This window comes from Paenibacillus sp. sgz302148 (assembly GCF_056120465.1).
This window is the reverse complement of the sequence record NZ_JBVYOJ010000009.1, coordinates 99,056-118,661: the sequence shown is the minus strand read 5'-3', so window position 1 is coordinate 118,661 and position 19,606 is coordinate 99,056. Positions and strand designations below refer to the sequence as shown.

Genomic DNA, 19,606 nt, shown 5'->3' with positions numbered 1-19,606 from the left:
AAACGGGCGATGAACCTTTCGTTTCTTCCCTCCTCGATTCAGGAATCATGGCGGCGGCGCAAGCCGGCATGGATCGCTGCAGGAGCCGCTCTGCTGCTCCTGGCGGCGACAGCGGCGGTCATCCTGCTTTGGAACTCGTCGAAGGAGCCGTGGCACCCGACCGGTTATGCGTATAGCCGAAGTCAAGCGGCGAACGGCGTCGAGCTTCATGCGCTGAAAACATCGCCGTACAACATCGAATTAAAAGCCGTTGACACGAACATTGCCGGCACGAACGAATACGGCATCAACGGCGGATTTTTCTACAACGGCGATCTGCTGTCGCTGGCGATGCAGAACGACCGTCCCGCCAAGGACGGCGATAAAGAATACGGCACGGGGCGGTTCAATGTCAAATACGCGCGTGGCACGCTTGTATGGGACGGCGCCGCTCGCGCCTACTCGATCCAAGTCGTCCAAGCGGCGACCGAGCTGCGCGTATCCGATCGGCGGCAGTATTGGGCGCAAGGCGGCATCAGCATGAATTTGCGGCGCGACGATCTGTGGAAAGCGCAAATCGCAGATGAGCATATGCCGGCCCCAGACGAAACGCGGCTGCGTACCGGTATCGTCTACAACGCAGCGGGCAACGTATGGCTCGTCGTCACGCCGACGCGATGCACGGCCGAGCAATTCCGCGCCGCCATTCGCGAAACGATCGGCTCCGGCACGCTCGTTGACGGCATCTTCCTCGACGGCGACGGCTCCTCGCAGCTGCGCGCAAACGAAATAACACTTCCCGGCGATTCGCGGGAAGTGTATCAATTGATTACGATCCGGGAGTAGGCTCATGCCTCCCCGGATTTTTTTTACCACAATAGAATTTATAAGTTTTCCGCAGATAACGTAGTAGATTAAAATTCTATTTGGCAAGAAAAGCTTCCTCTTACGCAGGGTCATTCATCGTGGAAAGGGCTTCGAAAAGTAGCTTTTCTTATATGTGCTTCAGTCTATTTATTCTGGCTTTGGGCGATTTGCTCGGCCAACTCGTTCAAGTACGTCCACCGTTCGAGCAAATGCTCCAGCTTCTTCTCGATTTGCTCCTGCTCCTGCAGCAAGCTTTGCAGCAGCACGGAATCGCTGCCGGCATCGTTCATCCGCTCGGCGATGCGCTGCTGCTCCGCCTCCGCTTCGGCAATCATCTCGTCGATTTTTTCGTATTCCTTCTGCTCTTGGTAGGAGAAGCGCAATCCTCGCTCTTTCTTCCGTTCGGCCGGTGGTTCCGCCGTCTTCAACTGGCTTCCATCCGCCCGACCGTTGCCTCCGTCCGTTCGGCCGTCGCCCCCATCCGCATCCAACCCTTTTCTCGCCTGAAACTCGCGATATTCCGAGTAGTTGCCGACATTGTGCGTAATGACACCGTTCCCTTCGAAGGCAATGATCTTATCGACGGTCCGATCCAGGAAGTACCGGTCATGGGATACGACGATGACGGCTCCCGGAAAATCGTCCAAGTAATCCTCAAGCACCGTGAGCGTTTGAATGTCCAAATCGTTCGTCGGTTCGTCCAGCAGCAGTACGTTCGGAGCGCCGATCAGCACCCGCAGCAGATGCAATCTGCGCTTTTCGCCTCCCGAAAGCTTCGAGATCGGCGACCATTGCAAATTCGGCGGGAACAGGAACCGTTCCAGCATTTGGCTGGCGGTCGCCGTGCTGCCGTCGCCTTGGCGGACGATTTCGGCCGCTTCTTTGATATGATCGATGACGCGCTGATTCGGATCCATCGCTTTGTTCTCCTGCGAGAAGTATCCGATCCGAACGGTCGGCCCGATGTCGATCGTGCCGCCATCCGGCATGATCCGGCCGGCGATCATGTTCAGCAGCGTCGATTTGCCGCTGCCGTTGGCGCCGATAATGCCGACGCGGTCGTCACGCATGACGATATATTCAAAGTCGCGAATGAGACTGCGATCCGCATAAGATTTGGTCAGATGCTCGATCTCGATGACCTTCTTGCCGAGTCGCGATGCGCTGACCGATACGTCCATCTTCCCTCCGCGGTTTACGGTCGCGGCTTCGTCCTGCAGCTTCTCGAACCGGTCGATGCGCGCCTTCTGTTTCGTCGTCCTCGCCTTGGCGCCTCGCCGAATCCATGCAAGCTCATTACGCAGCAGGTTCGCGCGTTTTTGCTCCGTTGCCGCCTCCCGCTCCTCGCGCTCCATCTTCAGCTCCAGAAACCGGCTGTAATTGGCGGCATAGCTGTACAGCTTGCCTTGATCCAGCTCGAAGATCCGATTGACTACGCGATCGAGGAAATAGCGGTCATGCGTAATCATGAGCAGCGCGCCCTTCCGCTTGTTCAAGTACGACTCCAGCCAATCGACCGATTCGTTATCGATATGGTTCGTCGGTTCGTCCAGAATAAGCAAGTCGCTCGGCTGAATGAGCGCGCTCGCCAGCGCAATTCGCTTCCGCTGTCCGCCGGACAACGTCCCGACCTTCGCATCGAATTGGCCGATGCCGAGCTTCGTGAGCACCGTTTTCGCTTCGCTTTCGAGCTGCCACGCATCAAGCGCATCCATCTGCTGGCTCATCTCGATCAGCCGCTTCTGCAGCGCCTCGTTCCCGGAATCCCGGTTCAGCGCCTCCAGCGCTTCCCCGTAAGCACGAAGCGTCCGCATGACGGCGGAATCGCCTTGGAATACTTGCTCCAGCACGGTTGCATCTTCTTCGAATACCGGGTCCTGCGCCAAATATTGAATCACAACACGGTTGCCAACTGATATTTTCCCTTCGTCGGGCGGCTCCAGTCCTGCAATGACTTTGAGAAACGTTGATTTGCCGGTGCCGTTTACGCCGATGATGCCGATTTTATCGTTTTCGTCGATGCCGAACGTAATGGCGTCGAACAATATTTTTTCTCCGTAAGACTTGGAAATCTCTTCGATGGATAATAGGTTCATGGTCCATTCCTTCATTCTAATAATTTGTCGTAACGCTATTATAGCATACCGTCACCTGATCGCCGTACCCGAATCTAGACTATCGTCCAGGTAAAATCCGGCCCTTCACCGGGTTTGCCAATCTCGCAAATCGGGTATGCTAGATAAAAGAAAAGCTTCTGATCGAAACCGTTACGATGAAGATACATTCGTGTCTTAGCGGAAGCTTTTCTTGCCAAATAGAATTAAGGTCATTCGCTCGCCGGCGAAATACTTATTAATTCTATTGTGGTATAAGCATGACAATTCCGGTAGAAAGGTTGTGAAACCATGAATAATCGTCAAAAAGTGAGAGCCGTGCAAAGAACGGTACTGATCGCGATGTCCATCCTGCTGTTAGGCGGCAAATCCACGTTCATGCAAAAATCTCAGCAAGAAGCCCCCGATAAAAGCGCCTGAACATTCGATAACGTCAATGCGGCATGGTGAACCGGATTCGCATATTGCCCGTTCCACAATGCATCTGTATGATACTCGCGCAGCGCATCCGTATCCTTGAGCATATTCCCGGTTAAAATACATGCCGCGGTTTCTTCCCGATGAATCACACCTTGCGCAACTAACTTCTTCAAGCCGGCAACCGATGCCGCCGAAGCAGGCTCGCAGCCGATGCCGCTGCGGTCGACCACCGCTTTCGCTTCGAATATTTCCTGATCCGATACCGAAACCGTTACTCCGTTCGTTTGCTCAATCGTATATTGGTATGCTTTTTTCCAGCTGGGCGGATTGCCGATATTCATCGCCGTCGCCCGAGTGTAAGGCGAGACGCGTGCCGTTAGCACCTTGTTGTCACGGCTGCACATATCATGAAACGGACTGGCGCCTTCGGCTTGAACGACCGCTACCCGCGGCAGGCGACTGATGAAACCTAACGTATACAAATCCTGCAACCCTTTGCCCAGCGCCGTTGCATTGCTCAGTGCGCCTCCGGGAACAATGATCCAATCCGGGAGCTGCCAGCTCAAGGATTGCGCCATTTCATATACGATACTCTTCTGCCCTTCAATGCGGAACGGGTTAATCGAGTTGCAAATGTACATGCCGAGCCGGTCGCCGTATTCCCCATAAAATCGAATGCCGTCGTCATACGTCCCGTCAAAAGCGAACACCTTCGCGCCATATGCCTGCGTTTGCAGCACTTTATTCGGCGAAATGTCGCTGCCCGGCACAAGCACGACCGCTTCGCTGTCCGCCAGTGCCGCATACATCGCAAGCGAAGACGACGTATTGCCTGTCGAGGCGCATGTAAATCGGCGGAAGCCCAAAGCACGCCCATGCGACACCGCTACCGTCATCCCGTTATCCTTAAACGATCCGCTCGGATTTTCGCTTTGCGCCTTCAGCCATAACTTGCGAACTCCCGCATACGCCCTAACCGGTTCCGATGCATACAATCCGGTATTCCCTTCATATTTGGTCACAATGTGCCCTTCGTCCAGCTCCGGGTAGATCAGCTCTTTATACCGCCACACCCCGCTTGCATAAGGCGTCATTCGCTGCGACAGTCTTTGTTCGAACAGCCGTTTCAGCCGTTCGCCGTCGACTGCCTTCCAATCGTGAACAAGGTCGAGCATCCCGCCGCATTCGCAATAATACCTGACTTCCATGCCGTCGTAAACCGCTCCGCAATCCACGCAAACCATATTCATCAGGATTCTCCCATTTCCGCGATAACATGTATATTTTTTTTCGCCAGGTGGCCAATCGTCTGCGGATCGGCTCCGTTCGTAACGACGACGTCGATTTCATCCATGCCGCATACGTTATAGATTCCCGGGCGACCCCAGTCCTGCTCCTCGACCAAAAGAATGACCTTTTGCGATTGTGCAACCGCCGTTTTTTTGATCGCCAAACTTTCTTGAAATCCGGTCGTTACCTTCCAGTCGGCCGTAATGCCCGCAGGCTTCAGAAACGCTTTGTCAAAATTCATTTGCTGCAGCAGCTGCAGCGCGAATGGTCCGCCGCTGGACTCGTCCTCCCGGTGAATCGTGCCGCCCAGATGGATGACGTTCACCTTGCGCACAAGCTCCGGCAAGCCGTAAATGCTGTTCGTGACGACGGTAACCCCTGGCAGGTCGGCGATTTCATCGAACATCAGGTTCGTATAACTCGAGGACTCGATAAAAATCGTATCGCCGGGTTCGATCAAAGCGACCGCCGCGCGGGCAATCGCCTTCTTCCGTTCCGTTGTCCCGCGTTCCCGATAAGGAACGAACCCGGTAACTTTCGCAGGCAGCACCGCGCCGCCATACGTTTTATTGGCCAGTCCCTGCTTCTCCAAATAACGCAAGTCCTTGCGAATCGAATCTTCCGTGACGCGAAATTGCTCCGCCAGCTCCTTCACCTGAACCCGGCCGTTTCTTTTCAACTGTTCGATAATTTGCTGGCGCCTTTCCTCGATAAATAACGGTTCGGACATGCTGCTTCCCGCCTTCCCGCTCGGCCTGTACTATTACTTTCGACCTCGCATTCTATCTTTGTCTTATTGTTTGTTATTATTTTATATTATTTATTATCGTTTATCTACACTCTATCACAAAATAATGATAAAAAACTCCATTCGCTTCAAAGTCTTCTTTTCGCGAGTGGAGTTTTTTCATTGACAGATCACCTTACACTTGGATTCATCCGTCTGCGGGTCAAGCTTATTCCAAGTGAAACTTTTTCATTTTCTGATTACGCCTAATTCCGGATAAAGCTCGCATATCAGCGAGTCACGCTTCGCTTGTCGCCGCGATCATCGCCATACTGACGGCAATGACAACGATCCATACGAGGAAGCCGAAGACGAACGGGCGGAAGCCGCTTTTGGCCATTTTCCGAAAGTCGGCGCTAAGCCCGACGGCCGATAAAGCAACGACAATGCAAAACTTGCCGACGTGATTTAACGCCGTAATAACGGATTCGTTAAAAACACCCAGCGTATTCATCAGCGATCCGATCAGGAACAAAATAATAAACGTAGGGACAATCTTTCTCCAGGAAAAACTCAAATGATGATCCGCTGCATCGTTGGAATCGGCCGTGCGCTTTTTCCGAAGACCGCTTATAATCGCAAATCCAATCGAAACGGGAATGATCGTCATCGATCTGGACATTTTGACTATGGTAGCAAAATCGCCGGCCTGATCGCTGTAAGCATATCCCGCCGCAATGACCGACGAAGTATCGTTGACCGCCGTGCCTGCGAATACGCCGAATTGATGGTCCGTGTATCCGAATAAATGGCCCAAAGCCGGGAACAGGAACGCTGCCATCATGTTGAACAAAAAAATAACCGAAACGGAATACGCGATTTCCGTTTCTTCCGCCTCGATAATCGGAGATACGGTCGCGATCGCCGAGCCTCCGCAGATCGCCGTACCGACGCCGATCAAATTGCGGACGTTCGTGCTTAGTTTCATCCAGCGGCCGATTAGAAACGAAGCGGTTAATGCCGCAGCCAGCGTCGCCAGCATGATCGGAAGCGTCTCCCGGCCTACGATGGCCACTTGGGTCAAGCTCAAACCGCAGCCAAGCAATACGACGGCGACTTGCAATATATATTTGCTGCTGAACGCAACTCCCGCTTCGGTACGGCGCGGCTTGCCCGTCAAATTGTTCACGAGCAGGCCTAGCAGGATGCCGAAGATCGGTCCGCCGACAAGCGGGGCCCATTCGCCAAGAACAAAAGCGACAGTCGCAACGAACAATACGAGTACTGCTCCGGGGAGCAGCTTCTTCAACTGGTTCATGTCAACACCTCGAGTGGTTTGTCTTCTGGTTTGTCATCTGTTTCGATGGATTGTACGCGTACGTTGTTCTGTCGTTAATGTTAAGCCTTGCCCGCGAATAAAGCCAATTGCACTATTTTATTATATTTATAATATTGTCTTATAAATAAAATCTTCTGAAAATAAGGATTTAATAAATAAATTATATTTATTCCTATAGAAATAGAAGGATTATGATGCCCCGAAAACACAACAAAAAAAACGATCCGAGATGCCGAGGGCAGACATATACCCTTGATCGGCACCGGATCGCTCTGTCCGAGAAATATATGATGGAGCTTGTATTCGCTATCGTTTCAAGCAGCTTTCCAGGCTTTTCGCCGGAATGAACGGTGTTAAGTTCCCGGTGTAGTATACGAGAAGCCGGTGCATCGCACGCGTGCAAGCCGTATAAAATAGTTTGCGCTCCTGTTCCCGGACGTAATGCCCGCTCCCCGCATCGTATAGGAGTACAGCGTCGAACTCTACGCCTTTGGCCAAATAAGCCGGGATGATTAGCGTCCCCTCCGCGATGGCACGGGAATGCTTGCCGATCAAGCTTACCGGGAACAGCTTGCTTAATTCATCGTATGCTTCCAGACTCTGCTGCTCGGTTTTGCACAGGATCGCGACGGATTGTATGCCTTCCGCCCGCAGTCTTTCGACGTCTGCGGCGATAACCCGGTGCAGTTCGTCCCGGCTGCCGGCCGAAACGATTTCCGGGGGTTCCCCCGAACGGTTGAACGGCTCGATGGATTCTCCATCCGGCAGCATGCTCCGGGTAAAATCAACGATTTGCCGCGTCGATCTGTAGCTGCGGAACAGGTTGAACGTCTCCGTTTCCTCTTCGCCGAACAACCGCTGAATCGGAAGCAGAGCACGATCGTATGATCCGTGAGCCATGATCGCTTGGTTAAAGTCGCCGAGAATCGTAAACCGGCTGAACCGGAACATACGCCGCAGCAGCAAATATTGAAACGGGGTAAAATCCTGACCCTCATCGATAAATACATATTTGACCGAAGCTACCGTATCGAAACCTTCAATCAACTGCTTGAGCAGGAGCAGCGGAGGCGCATCCTCGTACGCCAACTCGCCGCGCTCAAGCTTTGCTGTCGTTTCGGCGCATATGCCATCCCACATTTCCGGTACCTCGCCGGTTAGGCCGCTCGCAAGCAGCTCAACTAACGGCCGATTCGTGAATAGCGCCGCGTAAGTTCCAACAATGTCTACAAAGGCCAGTCCTTTAACGCTGTCCCGAAGCGGTTGGAACTGCTCCTTCACGATCATCTTCGCGAGAATGAGATGCTCCTGCGTTGCATCGTCGAACGTATCGCCTTCCATCCGGCCTTGCTTGCGCAGCATTCGCATCGCATGGGCATAGTCGTCTTTGTCGAGAAGCTCGATTTCATTCGCCACCCACTCTTCGTAGATAACGCTTTGCTCGATCCGATCCAATTCCTGCTGCAGCCATTGCTGCAGCGCCTCTACCCGATTGGCCAGCTTTTTGCCCGCATCGATGCCATAAAACCGCTCGCTCATTTGCTCGCCCGAGATGAGTACCCGCTCTCGGAACACGATATCGCGAAACAGAAGCCTTCCCTTCTCCAGCTCCAGCTTATAAGCTTCGAGCAGCCGATAGAACCGCTCGGAAGCTTTGAATCGAATGCCTTGCATTCGCGCCTCGTATCCCGGCTGGTCGACGGAAGTCAGCGTATACTCGAGCTGCCCGAAGCTGTCCTCCAGCTTCAGAAGATTCCCGAGCCGATGCTCTACGTATTGCTGGAACGTCGTTTGCTGGACATTGGACTCCCCAAGCTCGGGCAGCACGTTCGAAACGTAAACATTAAATATCGGATTCGGCGAAAACAATACCATTTGCTCTACGCCGACATTCTCACGGAATTTATATAGCAAATAGGCGATGCGCTGCAGCGCGACGGACGTTTTGCCGCTGCCGGCCGCCCCTTGGACGATGACGGTTTTGCCGCGGCTGCGAATAATTCGATTTTGCTCCTTCTGGATCGTCGCCACGATGCTTCGCATGTGCGTATCGGCTTGCTTGCCGAGCACTTGATGCAGCACCTCGTCGCCGATGGACTCGGTTGTATCGAACATGTAACGGATCTGCCCGTTCCGGATCATATACTGCCGTTTCAGCTCAATCGTTCCGCGGACCGTATCGAACGGAGCAATATATTCCGCTGGCCCGGTCGCATAATCGTAGAACATGCTCGAGATCGGTGCGCGCCAGTCATATACGTAGTAGGCGTCCGCTTCTTCATCGATGAAAGATGCGATGCCGATATAGATGGACTCCACCTCGCGCTGTCCCTCTTCCCGAAAGTCGATTCGGCCAAAATAAGGAGACTCATGCAATCGGGTCAGCTTAAGCAGCGATTCGCTCGAATGTTTATGGCGGCGCTCCGATTCGGCCAGCACCATCGACATTTGCCGGATCGAATCAAACGTTTCTTGGAAATCCTCAAACGTTTCCACATTGATCGAAATCTCGTCCCAGAAATGCTTGCGCCCTTCCACAACCGTCGTTTTTATTGCGCCGACGTCAGCTTGAAGCTGTTCAAGCCGTTCTGCGACTTTACCGATCACCAGCTGTACGCGCTGCTCTTCCAACTGCTTGTCGTTTTCCGTCATCATGAGACCACTCCTTCAAAAAATAAGTTGACACCATTTGTCTTTTGTGATAATATAATATTAGGATAATTATGATTATAACAATCGAAACAACGCATTCTAATTTAGATTACCACAATTATAATTCGATTTCAATACAGAAAAGGAACCTTCACAATGTGAAGGTTCCTTTATTTTTTGGCGCCAGCGCCCGAAATGATGTCGGGGTGTAGCCCGTATGCTCCTTAAACATGCGCGAGAAATAGAACAGCTGGATGCCTACCTTTTCCGCAATATCCGAAATGCTCATCTCCGTTGACGTCAGCAGCTGCTTCGCCCGTTCGATGCGGGCCCGGTTCATATACTGGATCGGCGAGCAGCCCGTAAAGTTTTTGAACACTTGAATGAAATAATTCGGATGGAAATGTACGATTTTGGCCAGCTCCTCTACGGTTACGTCTTCGGCCAACCGTTGTTCCATGATTTTCAGCACGGTATTCATTTTGTCCATGGAGGACGAAGCCTTCAAGTTCAGCTTCACGCCTTCGCACCGTTCCAGAAAATAGGAGATAATCTCCAGCATCGCCGCCTTAAGCCGGAAAGCCGAGGCCAGCTCATCGCTTCGAAAGTGACGGATCAGCACTTCGAATGCTGTCGATAGCGATTCCGTATCCTCGACCTCGACATAAGCCGGTGTTTCAATCGCCTGAAACAGATTTAATTCCCCTACCCTTGCCGTAAAATGGCACCAATATTTCCTAAACGTGTTATTTTCATTCGTAGTAGAGTAAGACTGCTTCACATCGGCAGGAAGCAAATACAGCTGATTCGGTTTCGGATAATACTCTTGGCCTTTCACCTTTAAGTAACCTTCGCCTTCGCGTATGAAGTAAAACCGGTTGAAATCGTGGACGAAATCGATATCTCTCCAACTGGGCGAAACTTTCGTGAACGAAGCGTGATCCACGTCGATCTGCGTATTGGCCAAATAATTTTTCCAAAATTTCTTGTCATCATCATTCATGGAATCGCCACCATATCCTCGTTACATTGCCGTTCGGTCCCCCCTATTATAATCGATAGTCGTATGAATGTAACGGTGGTTTTTTTTGTCCACCTGTCAATTTCCATATTCCAGTCCTACCTATTATTTGGTATATTATAAGAGTACAGCGTTTTCAGTTTAACTAAAACTTTTGCCAGGAGGGTCTTATTTCATGAAGAAATGGTTGATGCTCACACTAACGGCAATTCTCGCAGTAACGGTTACGGCATGCGGCGGAGGGAAGAAAGATTTGGGGGGAACGGACAAAGACGGCAAAAAAATCAAGCTTGTCATGGCTACCTCTCCGGACTATGCGCCATACGGTTCTCTTGACGAAGCAGGCAACATTGTCGGATTTGACGTGGACATCGCCAAATACTTAGCGCAAAAACTGAATTTTGACCTCGAAATCAAAAACATACCGTTCGACGATCTCATCAAAACTTTGACCGATAAACAAGCCGATTTTGTAATGGCGGGCATGATCCCGAAGGAAGACCGCAAGAACGACGCGGATTTCTCCGATATTTATTATGAAGCACACAACTCCATCGTATCGAAAAAAGACAGCGGCCTGAAGAAAAAGGAAGATTTGTCCGGCAAAAAAATCGGCGTAAAAGCAGGCACGGACCAAGAATCGTTCGCCGGCGAGCTGGGAGCCGAGGTTGACTCCGCGGAACAAACATCCGAATTAGTCGACCAGTTGAAATCCGGCGATATCGATGCAGCCATTATCGAAACTCGCGTCGCCAAAAAAATCGTCGAGGCCATTCCGGAGCTTTCGTCCAGCGATATTGAAAAGGAACAATCCGAGGAGCCGGCCGGACCTGCAATCGCCTTCCCTAAAGGCTCCGATTATGTGGACGATATTAACGGCGCGCTGAAAGAAATGAAGGACAGCGGCGAATTGGATAAACTGATTGCCAAATGGTTCGAATAAAATTGCTTTACCCAAACACAAAAGCCATCGATTCGATGGCTTCTTTTTTTTCGTTTAGTTGGTGTGTGCTTTTTGGGCCGGACTGAATACCCATTCGATTTTGTAGCCGATGCCCCACACCGTTTTGATGACGATGCTCTGGTTGTAGCTGCTCAGCTTCTTGCGGATCCGATTGAGATGCGTATCGATCATACGGTCGTCGCCTAAATGATCGTAGCTCCAGACGATTCGCAGCAGCTCGTTCCGGCTGACGATTTGATTCTGCTTGGACACGAGCATCCATATAATCGAGAATTCCTTGCGCGTCAGCATCAGCTCCTGCTGATCGATGTAGGCTCTGTGCGTCATTTTGTTCATGACAAGCGGCCCGAGATGGATCGAGTTTCGTTCATCCTCGATCGATTGCTGCTGAACCGACCGCCGAAGCAGCGCATTCATCTTGTACAAGAGCTCCTTGTCCCCAACGGTCCGATCCACCACATCGTCAGCGCCCGACTCGAAGCAGGCAATTCTGTTTTCTTGCGGCCAGCCGTCCGAAATAACGACAATGACAGCTTGGGTATGCTGGCGAAGCTGCTCGCATAAGTCATAAACCGAAATTTTCGTCGCTTCGCAATGGAGCAATACGATATCCGGATTCGATTGAACAGCTTTTACAATGCCGGTTAAGCTGTCGGCTTCGGCATGCGTATCAAAGTGAACTTGAAAGAATTGCTGGAATCGCCTTCGTTGCATTTCATCCGATACAATCATGAGCATACGATTCATTCGCTGACCCCACCCGTATGAAATTCATTCAGACAAAAACAAATTACGTTCACAATTCGTTCATAGTTCAATTATTCTACGGCTGCTACTATTTTCCTTCTTATTTTTTAGAATATTGTAAAAATTATCTTCGTCGGAATTGCCGCCGTTTGAAGTTTTTTTACAGCGGGAAATGACAGGCGGCGAAATGGCCCCCTCCATGATCTTTGAACTCAGGCTCTGCCTCTTTGCATTTGCTTTGTACATAAGGGCAGCGCGTATGGAACCTGCAGCCCGCAGGAGGATTGATCGGACTCGGCACTTCGCCTTCAAGGACGAATTTTTCGTCGCTGCGCTGCTGCGGTTTGGCAATCGGATTCGCCGAGATCAACGCCTTCGTATACGGATGCTTCGGATTGTCGAACAGTTCGTCCGAAGTTCCGAGCTCCACCAGTTTACCCAAATACATCACGCCTACACGATTGCTAATATGACGGACGACGTTCAGACCATGCGACACGAATAAATACGTCAGCCCCAGCTGCTTCTGCAAATCCTCCAGCAAATTGACGATTTGCGATTGGATCGAAACGTCCAAGGCCGACACTGGCTCGTCCAGAACGATCAGCTTCGGATTTAATGCAAGTGCGCGCGCGATGCCGATCCGCTGCCGTTGCCCTCCGCTGAATTCGTGCGGATACCGGCGAATATGGTAGGGACTTAAGCCGACAAGCTCAAGCAGTTCTTGTACTCTCGTTTCGCGTTCTTTGGCATTGCCGAGTCCGTGGATCTTCAGCACGCGTGCGATCGTTTCGCCTACGCTGAGCCTCGGATTGAGCGAGGAGAACGGGTCTTGGAAAATCAACTGCATATGCCGGCGCGTCGATCGCAGTTCTTTGGGCGACAACGAGAATAAATCTTTGCCGTCAAAATGGACAGCCCCTTCGCTCGCATCGATGAGCCGCAAGATGGTCCGGCCGATCGTCGACTTGCCGCAGCCGCTCTCGCCGACAAGACCAAACGTTTCTCCGCGCATAATTTGAAAGCTCACTCCGTCTACCGCCCGGACATGGGCCTGTACTCGATCCAGCAGCCCACCGCGTATCGGAAAATGTTTTTTTACATTTTGCACGTCAACTAGCACTTCGCTTTGGACCATCTTATTGCCCCTCCCACAAATCCGTATATTTCAAGCAGCGAACCGCTTCGTTGTCGCCTATTGGAATCATCTCCGGCTTTGTTTTGCGGCATAGGTCTGTCGCGTATTCGCATCTTGGGGCAAAACGGCAGCCGGCAGGAAAATGGAGCGGATTCGGTACGACGCCTTGGATGGCATAGAGCTTATCGGTGCGTTTGCCCGAATCTGGCATAGATCGAAGCAGTCCCTCCGTATAAGGGTGCTTCGGTTTCTCGAATAACGTGAACACGTCGGCTTGCTCGACGATTTGTCCGGCGTACATGACGACGACGCGGTCGGCCATTTCCGCCACAACGCCCAAATCATGCGTAATGAGCACAATGGACATTTGTATTTCGTTTTTCAGCTTTTTCATCAGCTGCAGAATTTGATTCTGAATCGTGACGTCAAGCGCCGTTGTCGGCTCGTCGGCGATAAGCAGCTTCGGGTTGCAGGCGAGCGCCATCGCGATCATGACCCGCTGCCGCATCCCTCCGCTCAGCTCGTGAGGGAACGCTTTGATTCGTCGTTCCGGCTCGGAGATGCCGACCAGCTTGAAAAGCCTGACGGCTTCCTCCATGGCCTGCTTCTTCTTCAATTTCTGATGGAGCATGATCGATTCGGCAATTTGATCGCCCACCCGAAATACGGGATTCAGCGAGGTCATCGGCTCCTGAAAAATCATCGAAATGTTGTTGCCTCGGATGGACCGCATTTCTTTTTCCGATTTGGCAAGCAAGCTTTCGCCTTCGAACACGATGTCGCCGTCGACAATTTTGCCGGGAGGCGACGGGATGAGGCGCATCATCGACAGCGAGGTTACGCTTTTGCCGCTGCCCGATTCACCTACAATTGCAAGCGTTTCTCCTTTGCGCACTTCAAAATCGATGCCGTCGATCGCCGGGACGACGCCGTCTTCCGTATAAAAATGCGTCTTGAGCCGCTCTACGCGCACGAGCGGAATGGTTTTGTTCTCCGTAATGGCCATCACGACTTCCTCCTCTTCGTCCGTACGATCACTTCTTGGAACGCGGATCAAGCGCGTCGCGAAGCCCGTCGCCGATAAAATTGACCGATAGAACCGCCAAAATAATGAAAATACCAGGGAATATCGCAACCCAAACGTTATCTAGCAGCGTGGACAGCTCCTGCGCCGAAGTCAGCATGTTGCCCCAGCTCGGCGTCGGAGGTTGAATGCCAAGACCTAAATAACTGAGCGTTGACTCGGCAATGATGTTGCCCGCTACGTCGAGCGTTGCAATAACGATGATCGGCGCAATCGTATTCGGCAAAATATGATAAAAGATAATGCTGAACCAGCTTTCGCCGGACGCTCTTGCCGCTTCGACATAATCCCTTTGCTTGATCGACAAGATTTCACCACGGATAATGCGCGCCATCCGGGTCCATCCGAAAATACTAAGCGCCAGTATCGTCGACCACATCGTCGGAACCATCATCGCCGCAATGATCAGGATGAGAAAAAACGTCGGGATCGATTGAATCGCATCCACGATCCGCATGAGAATATTGTCGATGATGCCGCCGAAAAATCCGGAAATGGCCCCATATAGGATACCGATGACCAGCGTGACGAGCGTTGCAAGAATAGCAACTGTCAAGGAAACTCGTGCACCGTAAAATATTCGCGTCATTACGTCGCCGCCCATATCGTCCGTACCAAACGGATGGTCCAAGCTAGGCGGCATATATTGATCGATAATATCGAACGTTTCCGGATCATGGGGTGAAATAAGCGGCGCGAATATAGCAATCAGCAGCAGAAGTGCGAATACGTATAATCCGAATACCGCCAGTTTATTCCGTTTATACCGCTTCCAAATCGACTTCATTCGGCTTTCGATCGCGCCTTGCTCCGTCCATTCGGATTTTGTCGCCGCTTGATTCGGGTTTTGTATTTGATTGCTGGGGACAGGCAAACTCATATCGACACCTCGCTTTAATTTTTCCCGAATTGAATTCGCGGATCGGCTGCGGCATATAAAATATCCGCGATGAGATTACCGATAACGACAAGAACGGCTGTCACCATCGTTACGCCCATAATGACTTGATAGTCACGCAAGAAGATTGCGCTGAGCGACATTCTGCCCATTCCCGGCCATGCGAAGATTTGCTCGACGATAAAAGCGCCTCCAAAAATGTTCGGAAGCTCCATGCCCATGAGCGTAATGATCGGTAGCATCGCGTTCCGGAGACCGTGTTTCAAGATGACGACCTTCTCAGCCAGTCCTTTCGCACGCGCCGTACGAATATAATCCAGTTTAACGACTTCCAACATGCTGGAGCGCATAAACCGGGAAATGGAAGCGACCGATCCGAAAGCGATGACCGATGCCGGCAAAATCAAATGGCTGACCCGGTCCCACAGGTTGAATTCGTCAAAATATTCGTCGCTTTGCATGCCGCTGGAAGGCAGCCATGTCAGTTTTAACGCAAACAGGAGCATCATGATTAGCGCGAAATAAAACGTCGGAATTGAAATACCCAAAAACGAATACGTGGTCAGCAGGTTATCCGTCTTCGAGTATTGCTTGATTGCGGATAATATGCCTAAAGGTATCGCCAGCAAAAAAGACAATATGATTCCTGTTCCCATCAATAGCAATGTCGCCGGCATTCGTTCGACGATTTTTTCCGTAACGGGGCGTCCGTCCTGGAACGAATAGCCTAAGTTCCCTTCCAGCAAAATTAATTTCATCCATTTGTAATATTGTACATAAATCGGCTCATCAAGACCGAGCTTCTCCCGCATAACGGACAAATCCTGGGTTTTGCCGCCCGGAGCGTTCGGATCCGTGAACATCGCCATCGGATCGCCAGGCGCTAGGGTCATGAGCAAAAACGACAAAATCGATATAATGAACAGCAGCGGTATCGCTTGCACTGTTCTGCGAATAATGTAAACGAACATAGGCTTCGCCCTGCTTTCCGTACGAGTAATGGAGGAAATGGAGACAGCCGCAGGCGACGAAATGTAATCGCATGCGGCTGGCCTCCTTCATAACATGTTTCTGCCCGTTTCGTAATTAACGCCCGCTGCTCGTTTTTTTCCAATACCAGTCTTGAATGTTGAAGAAAGCGGAAGCCATCGAAATTTTAACGCCCATCAGATTTTTGTTCATGCCGGCCGTTTGTTTCGGATGGTGGGTAAAGATGGCGAACTCTTGGTCCGCGATATATTTGTGCAGTTCTTGATAAATTTTGATTCGTTTCTGCGGATCCGCTTCAACGTTATATTGATCGAGCAATTTGTCGACCGTTTTATCTTGGACGCGCAAGCTGTTATTGCCACCGCCGCCGTCATCCGTGGTCACTTGTGAGGAATGGAAGAACGTATTATGGTTCACCATGCCGTCGTAACCGCCCCAAGCGAGAACCCACATATCCAGTTGGCCTCTATCCATTTTGTCGATATAGAGCGACCACTCATAGCTGCGTGGCGTTACTTTGATGCCGAGCTTCTTCCAGTTTTGCTGTGCCAGCAATGCGATTTTTTCGCGGATTTTGTTGCCGTTGTTGAACGCAACTTCGATTTCGAGCTTTTTGCCGTCTTTTTCGCGAATGCCGTCGGAACCCATCTTCCAGCCCGCTTCATCAAGCAATTTATTCGCTGCGGCAACATCGTACGGATACGGTTTAACGCTTTTGTTTTCTTGCGGCAAGTTCGGGTGCATTGGACCGCTCGACAGGTACGCCCGGCCCAGGAAAATTTTATCGACGATGGACTGGCGGTCCAGACCTAAAGCTAGAGCCTTGCGCAGTTTGACGTCTTTAAACAACGGATTTTGGTTGTTCAAGCCGATAAAGTCGAAACGGCCTTCGTCATATACAAGCGTTTTCAAATCGCTGTCCTTGTTCACTTGGGAAATCGATTTCGCATCGAGACGCTCGACGAAATCGACGGAGCCGTTGAGCAGGTTGATGACCTCAACGTTGTTGTCCGGAACGATCCGCGTAATGACTTCGTCCAGGTAAGGACGGCCTTGCCAATAGTCCGTATTGGCGACTAACACGATCCGCTCGTCGGCTTTCCATTGCTTGAACTTGAACGGGCCCGTTCCGATCGGATTGCGGTGAATTTGATTGTTGTCGTTGTAATCCTTTATCCCGTTCGGGAATTGATGCTTTGGCAGGACTCCCGCGTCGTTGGCGGCATCCGTCAAGAAAAACGCGTCGTTTCGGTTGAGCTCGAACTTGATCGTATAATCGTCGACCACCGTAATTTTCTTGATCGATTCGAATTCCGCTTTGTACGAGTTGACCGATTTCGGATCCATGTACATATCGTACGAAAACTTAATGTCTTTGGTCGTCATCGGCTTGCCGTCATGGAATTTTACGCCTTTGCGAATGAAGAACGTGTACGTAAGGGATTTGGGGTCGAACGTCCATCGCTCGGCCAATCCCGGTATCGGCTGGCCGTTGAAATCGGTTGCGACCATCGCTTCGAAAATCATCCCCTGCACGTCGTTCGATGCCTGGTCGTTCGTCGTAAGCGGGGTTAATCTGACGGCGTCGGCAAAGGTAGTGAGAACGACTTTACCTCCAACCTTCTTCGAGTCAAACCCCGGTCTCAGCGAATTGGCCGCCCCGGCCGATCCGAGTGCAGTAAACAACATCGCAGCTGTCAACGTAACCGCTGCTACGGTTCGTGTCCATTTTTTCATTGGGTCATATCTCCTTTTCTCCTCAAAATTACTTCGCCGCTTCCTCAGCTTTTGGCGTAGTTGCCGTAACCGCCGTAATTTCTCCGGCTTGGTTCATGTCGAAGACTACGTCCAGCTGCGCGCCGCCTTTGATTTTGCCGCTCAGGTCGGACAACGTGATATCTTTGCCGTCCAGCGTCGCTTTGGCGCTTTCGCCCATGGCGAATGTCAGGTTGCTGAGAGCATCTTCGGAGAAATCGAGCGTTACTTTCGAACCGGACACCGTAAACGCCCTGCCGGAAATTCGGCTCACGTACGGCGTCATCATGACGACTTCGTCGGTTCTGTAGTTGATATAAGCTTGACCGGAGAATTGGACGCCGGCAATGCTGTATTTACCGTAATTGTCGAGCGTGAAATCTTTGCTAGGATTGTTAGGCAGCGGCGCGAAAACCGCGTTCAGGTCGAAATTTTTCACTTTGCCGCTGACGTTGAGCTTGCCGTCCTTATATTCCAAAACGCCTTCTTCGAGTTCTTTGCCGATTGCGGAAATGAAAGCCAGCTCGCCTTTTTTGTTTAATTCCACTTCGGCTGCCGAACCGACCGAAAGGCTTGACGTATTATCGCCTTGATCGTCGATGAATACGGAAACGCCGCTCGCGAATTTATAAAACACTTTGCCCGAGCTCGTATTTAGCGAAACGCCCGCATCGGTCACCTGGGCGATAACGCCTTTGTTTGACTTAAACGTGTTTTTGAGCTCGATAAATTTATCAAGCGCAACCGCAGCGCCTTCTCTCGTAACGACGGCATCAAGATCCGTGTCGATGCTCAGCACGCCTTTGCGGTCGAGGTAAAACAAATAATCGATCGGGCGATCCGTCCAAGACGATTTCAATCCGAGACCTACTGCCAGCGCACGGCTGAGATCGGCATAGGTAACGCTTCCGTTCGCGTTGAACTCGCCTTTGCCGTTCAGTTTAAGAAGACCGCTATTCACGGCTTTCGCAATATCGCTGTTCGCGCCGTTTTTCGTATTGACGTCCTTGATCGCAATCGCCTTCGGTTGGCTTAACGAGACTACCTTGTTCAGGATACTGGCAAATTCCGTTCTCGTGAGTGCAACATCCGGTTGGAATGATCCGTTTTTAATAGCGATGACGCCCAAGGAAACCAATTTGTTGATGGACATTTCGCTGTCCAGTCCGGCCGTATCTTGAATCGATGCGGCAAAAACGGAACCGCTGCTCATTGTTAAAGCTGCTGACATAACGCCTGTAACAACCCATTTGCGTAATTTCAAGTTCGCTTCCTCCTTGACAGTGGTTTCTAAAGAATATTAGTGCGATATCCGGATCTCGGAATTTTCAGCCGATCGCCTGTCCCCCCTCGAACATATTTGATGAAATAACATACGCAGCTCATCCTAGAATAATGCGCTACGTTGATATGACATTATTCTCTTTCATTTTCGTTATCTCCTTTCCTCAAATCTTGCGAAAACCTAACGAATTCGTAACGAAAAACTAAAAAAGACCATTGGTCGAAAAATTATATGAATTCGCTTTCCACTTCAGCACGACAATCCGTACAAGCGACAAAAAAAATCCCTTTACCGAACAAGCCTCGAATATCGAAGCCTCTTCAATAAAGGGACTGC

General features: G+C 51.1%; 16 protein-coding genes. 3 read left to right on the top strand and 13 right to left on the bottom strand.

The genetic code is table 11. The features are described from left to right. Nucleotides 1-9 precede the first annotated feature (9 nt). Complete coding sequence (locus tag AC0LWM_RS15010; protein WP_474675771.1) at nucleotides 10-825, top strand: hypothetical protein; 816 nt, start codon at nucleotides 10-12, stop codon at nucleotides 823-825. 164 nt (nucleotides 826-989) lie between these two features. Here the strand turns inward: AC0LWM_RS15010 and AC0LWM_RS15005 are convergent, their stop codons facing one another. Next, nucleotides 990-2,942: an ABC-F family ATP-binding cassette domain-containing protein gene (locus tag AC0LWM_RS15005; RefSeq protein ID WP_474675770.1), complete on the bottom strand. Its 1,953-nt coding sequence runs from the start codon at nucleotides 2,940-2,942 to the stop codon at nucleotides 990-992. A 309-nt stretch (nucleotides 2,943-3,251) separates the two neighbouring features. On the opposite strand from AC0LWM_RS15005, the gene AC0LWM_RS15000 reads away from it, so the two are divergent. After that, on the top strand, nucleotides 3,252-3,380 hold the full coding sequence (locus AC0LWM_RS15000; protein ID WP_474675769.1) for a hypothetical protein: 129 nt from the start codon (nucleotides 3,252-3,254) through the stop codon (nucleotides 3,378-3,380). Here the strand turns inward: AC0LWM_RS15000 and thrC are convergent. The 5 genes from thrC to AC0LWM_RS14975 form a co-directional block, all read right to left on the bottom strand. Then, nucleotides 3,350-4,630 carry a threonine synthase gene (gene thrC / locus AC0LWM_RS14995; RefSeq protein WP_474675768.1) on the bottom strand — a complete coding sequence of 427 codons (1,281 nt, stop codon included), beginning with the start codon at nucleotides 4,628-4,630 and terminating at the stop codon, nucleotides 3,350-3,352. The genes AC0LWM_RS15000 and thrC overlap by 31 nt on opposite strands. After that, nucleotides 4,630-5,400, bottom strand: coding sequence for a DeoR/GlpR family DNA-binding transcription regulator (locus AC0LWM_RS14990; RefSeq protein WP_474675767.1), 771 nt, complete (start codon nucleotides 5,398-5,400; stop codon nucleotides 4,630-4,632). Before AC0LWM_RS14990 ends, thrC begins: the two co-directional genes overlap by 1 nt. Before the next feature lie 295 nt (nucleotides 5,401-5,695). After that, the gene (locus AC0LWM_RS14985) at nucleotides 5,696-6,715 is read right to left on the bottom strand and encodes a YeiH family protein (protein WP_474675766.1); all 1,020 of its coding nucleotides are present in this window, start codon (nucleotides 6,713-6,715) and stop codon (nucleotides 5,696-5,698) included. A gap of 327 nt (nucleotides 6,716-7,042) precedes the next feature. Beyond that, entirely contained in the window at nucleotides 7,043-9,391 is a 2,349-nt protein-coding gene (gene helD / locus AC0LWM_RS14980; RefSeq protein ID WP_474675765.1) for an RNA polymerase recycling motor HelD, read from the bottom strand. A 148-nt stretch (nucleotides 9,392-9,539) separates the two neighbouring features. After that, nucleotides 9,540-10,391, bottom strand: coding sequence for an AraC family transcriptional regulator (locus AC0LWM_RS14975; protein ID WP_474675764.1), 852 nt, complete (start codon nucleotides 10,389-10,391; stop codon nucleotides 9,540-9,542). A gap of 193 nt (nucleotides 10,392-10,584) precedes the next feature. Between AC0LWM_RS14975 and AC0LWM_RS14970 the strand changes: the two genes are divergently transcribed. Then, nucleotides 10,585-11,352, top strand: coding sequence for a transporter substrate-binding domain-containing protein (locus AC0LWM_RS14970; RefSeq protein WP_474675763.1), 768 nt, complete (start codon nucleotides 10,585-10,587; stop codon nucleotides 11,350-11,352). A gap of 54 nt (nucleotides 11,353-11,406) precedes the next feature. Here the strand turns inward: AC0LWM_RS14970 and AC0LWM_RS14965 are convergent, their stop codons facing one another. The 7 genes from AC0LWM_RS14965 to AC0LWM_RS14935 all read right to left on the bottom strand — a co-directional run bounded on the left by AC0LWM_RS14965 (nucleotide 11,407) and on the right by AC0LWM_RS14935 (nucleotide 19,249). Next, on the bottom strand, nucleotides 11,407-12,120 hold the full coding sequence (locus tag AC0LWM_RS14965; protein ID WP_474675762.1) for a response regulator transcription factor: 714 nt from the start codon (nucleotides 12,118-12,120) through the stop codon (nucleotides 11,407-11,409). A 160-nt stretch (nucleotides 12,121-12,280) separates the two neighbouring features. Next, nucleotides 12,281-13,258, bottom strand: a complete 978-nt coding sequence (locus AC0LWM_RS14960; protein ID WP_474675761.1) for an ABC transporter ATP-binding protein — start codon at nucleotides 13,256-13,258, stop codon at nucleotides 12,281-12,283. 1 nt (nucleotide 13,259) lies between these two features. Beyond that, nucleotides 13,260-14,264, bottom strand: a complete 1,005-nt coding sequence (locus AC0LWM_RS14955) for an ABC transporter ATP-binding protein (RefSeq protein ID WP_474675760.1) — start codon at nucleotides 14,262-14,264, stop codon at nucleotides 13,260-13,262. Between the two features lie 28 nt (nucleotides 14,265-14,292). Next, entirely contained in the window at nucleotides 14,293-15,222 is a 930-nt protein-coding gene (gene opp4C / locus AC0LWM_RS14950; protein WP_474675759.1) for an oligopeptide ABC transporter permease, read from the bottom strand. A 14-nt stretch (nucleotides 15,223-15,236) separates the two neighbouring features. Continuing rightward, nucleotides 15,237-16,211, bottom strand: coding sequence for an ABC transporter permease (locus tag AC0LWM_RS14945; RefSeq protein ID WP_474675758.1), 975 nt, complete (start codon nucleotides 16,209-16,211; stop codon nucleotides 15,237-15,239). 115 nt (nucleotides 16,212-16,326) lie between these two features. After that, nucleotides 16,327-17,967, bottom strand: coding sequence for an ABC transporter substrate-binding protein (locus AC0LWM_RS14940; protein ID WP_474675757.1), 1,641 nt, complete (start codon nucleotides 17,965-17,967; stop codon nucleotides 16,327-16,329). Nucleotides 17,968-17,995: 28 nt separating this feature from the next. Then, the gene (locus tag AC0LWM_RS14935; protein WP_474675756.1) at nucleotides 17,996-19,249 is read right to left on the bottom strand and encodes an S-layer homology domain-containing protein; all 1,254 of its coding nucleotides are present in this window, start codon (nucleotides 19,247-19,249) and stop codon (nucleotides 17,996-17,998) included. Nucleotides 19,250-19,606 lie beyond the last annotated feature (357 nt).

Bases quoted from the DNA above. Each gene is read 5' to 3' on its own strand.
- AC0LWM_RS15010 (WP_474675771.1), top strand. From the start codon at position 10: ATGAACCTTTCGTTTCTTCCCTCCTCGATTCAGGAATCATGGCGGCGG.
- AC0LWM_RS15005 (WP_474675770.1), bottom strand. From the start codon at position 2,942: ATGAACCTATTATCCATCGAAGAGATTTCCAAGTCTTACGGAGAAAAA.
- AC0LWM_RS15000 (WP_474675769.1), top strand. From the start codon at position 3,252: ATGAATAATCGTCAAAAAGTGAGAGCCGTGCAAAGAACGGTACTGATC.
- thrC (WP_474675768.1), bottom strand. From the start codon at position 4,630: ATGAATATGGTTTGCGTGGATTGCGGAGCGGTTTACGACGGCATGGAA.
- AC0LWM_RS14990 (WP_474675767.1), bottom strand. From the start codon at position 5,400: ATGTCCGAACCGTTATTTATCGAGGAAAGGCGCCAGCAAATTATCGAA.
- AC0LWM_RS14985 (WP_474675766.1), bottom strand. From the start codon at position 6,715: ATGAACCAGTTGAAGAAGCTGCTCCCCGGAGCAGTACTCGTATTGTTC.
- helD (WP_474675765.1), bottom strand. From the start codon at position 9,391: ATGATGACGGAAAACGACAAGCAGTTGGAAGAGCAGCGCGTACAGCTG.
- AC0LWM_RS14975 (WP_474675764.1), bottom strand. From the start codon at position 10,391: ATGAATGATGATGACAAGAAATTTTGGAAAAATTATTTGGCCAATACG.
- AC0LWM_RS14970 (WP_474675763.1), top strand. From the start codon at position 10,585: ATGAAGAAATGGTTGATGCTCACACTAACGGCAATTCTCGCAGTAACG.
- AC0LWM_RS14965 (WP_474675762.1), bottom strand. From the start codon at position 12,120: ATGAATCGTATGCTCATGATTGTATCGGATGAAATGCAACGAAGGCGA.
- AC0LWM_RS14960 (WP_474675761.1), bottom strand. From the start codon at position 13,258: ATGGTCCAAAGCGAAGTGCTAGTTGACGTGCAAAATGTAAAAAAACAT.
- AC0LWM_RS14955 (WP_474675760.1), bottom strand. From the start codon at position 14,264: ATGGCCATTACGGAGAACAAAACCATTCCGCTCGTGCGCGTAGAGCGG.
- opp4C (WP_474675759.1), bottom strand. From the start codon at position 15,222: ATGAGTTTGCCTGTCCCCAGCAATCAAATACAAAACCCGAATCAAGCG.
- AC0LWM_RS14945 (WP_474675758.1), bottom strand. From the start codon at position 16,211: ATGTTCGTTTACATTATTCGCAGAACAGTGCAAGCGATACCGCTGCTG.
- AC0LWM_RS14940 (WP_474675757.1), bottom strand. From the start codon at position 17,967: ATGAAAAAATGGACACGAACCGTAGCAGCGGTTACGTTGACAGCTGCG.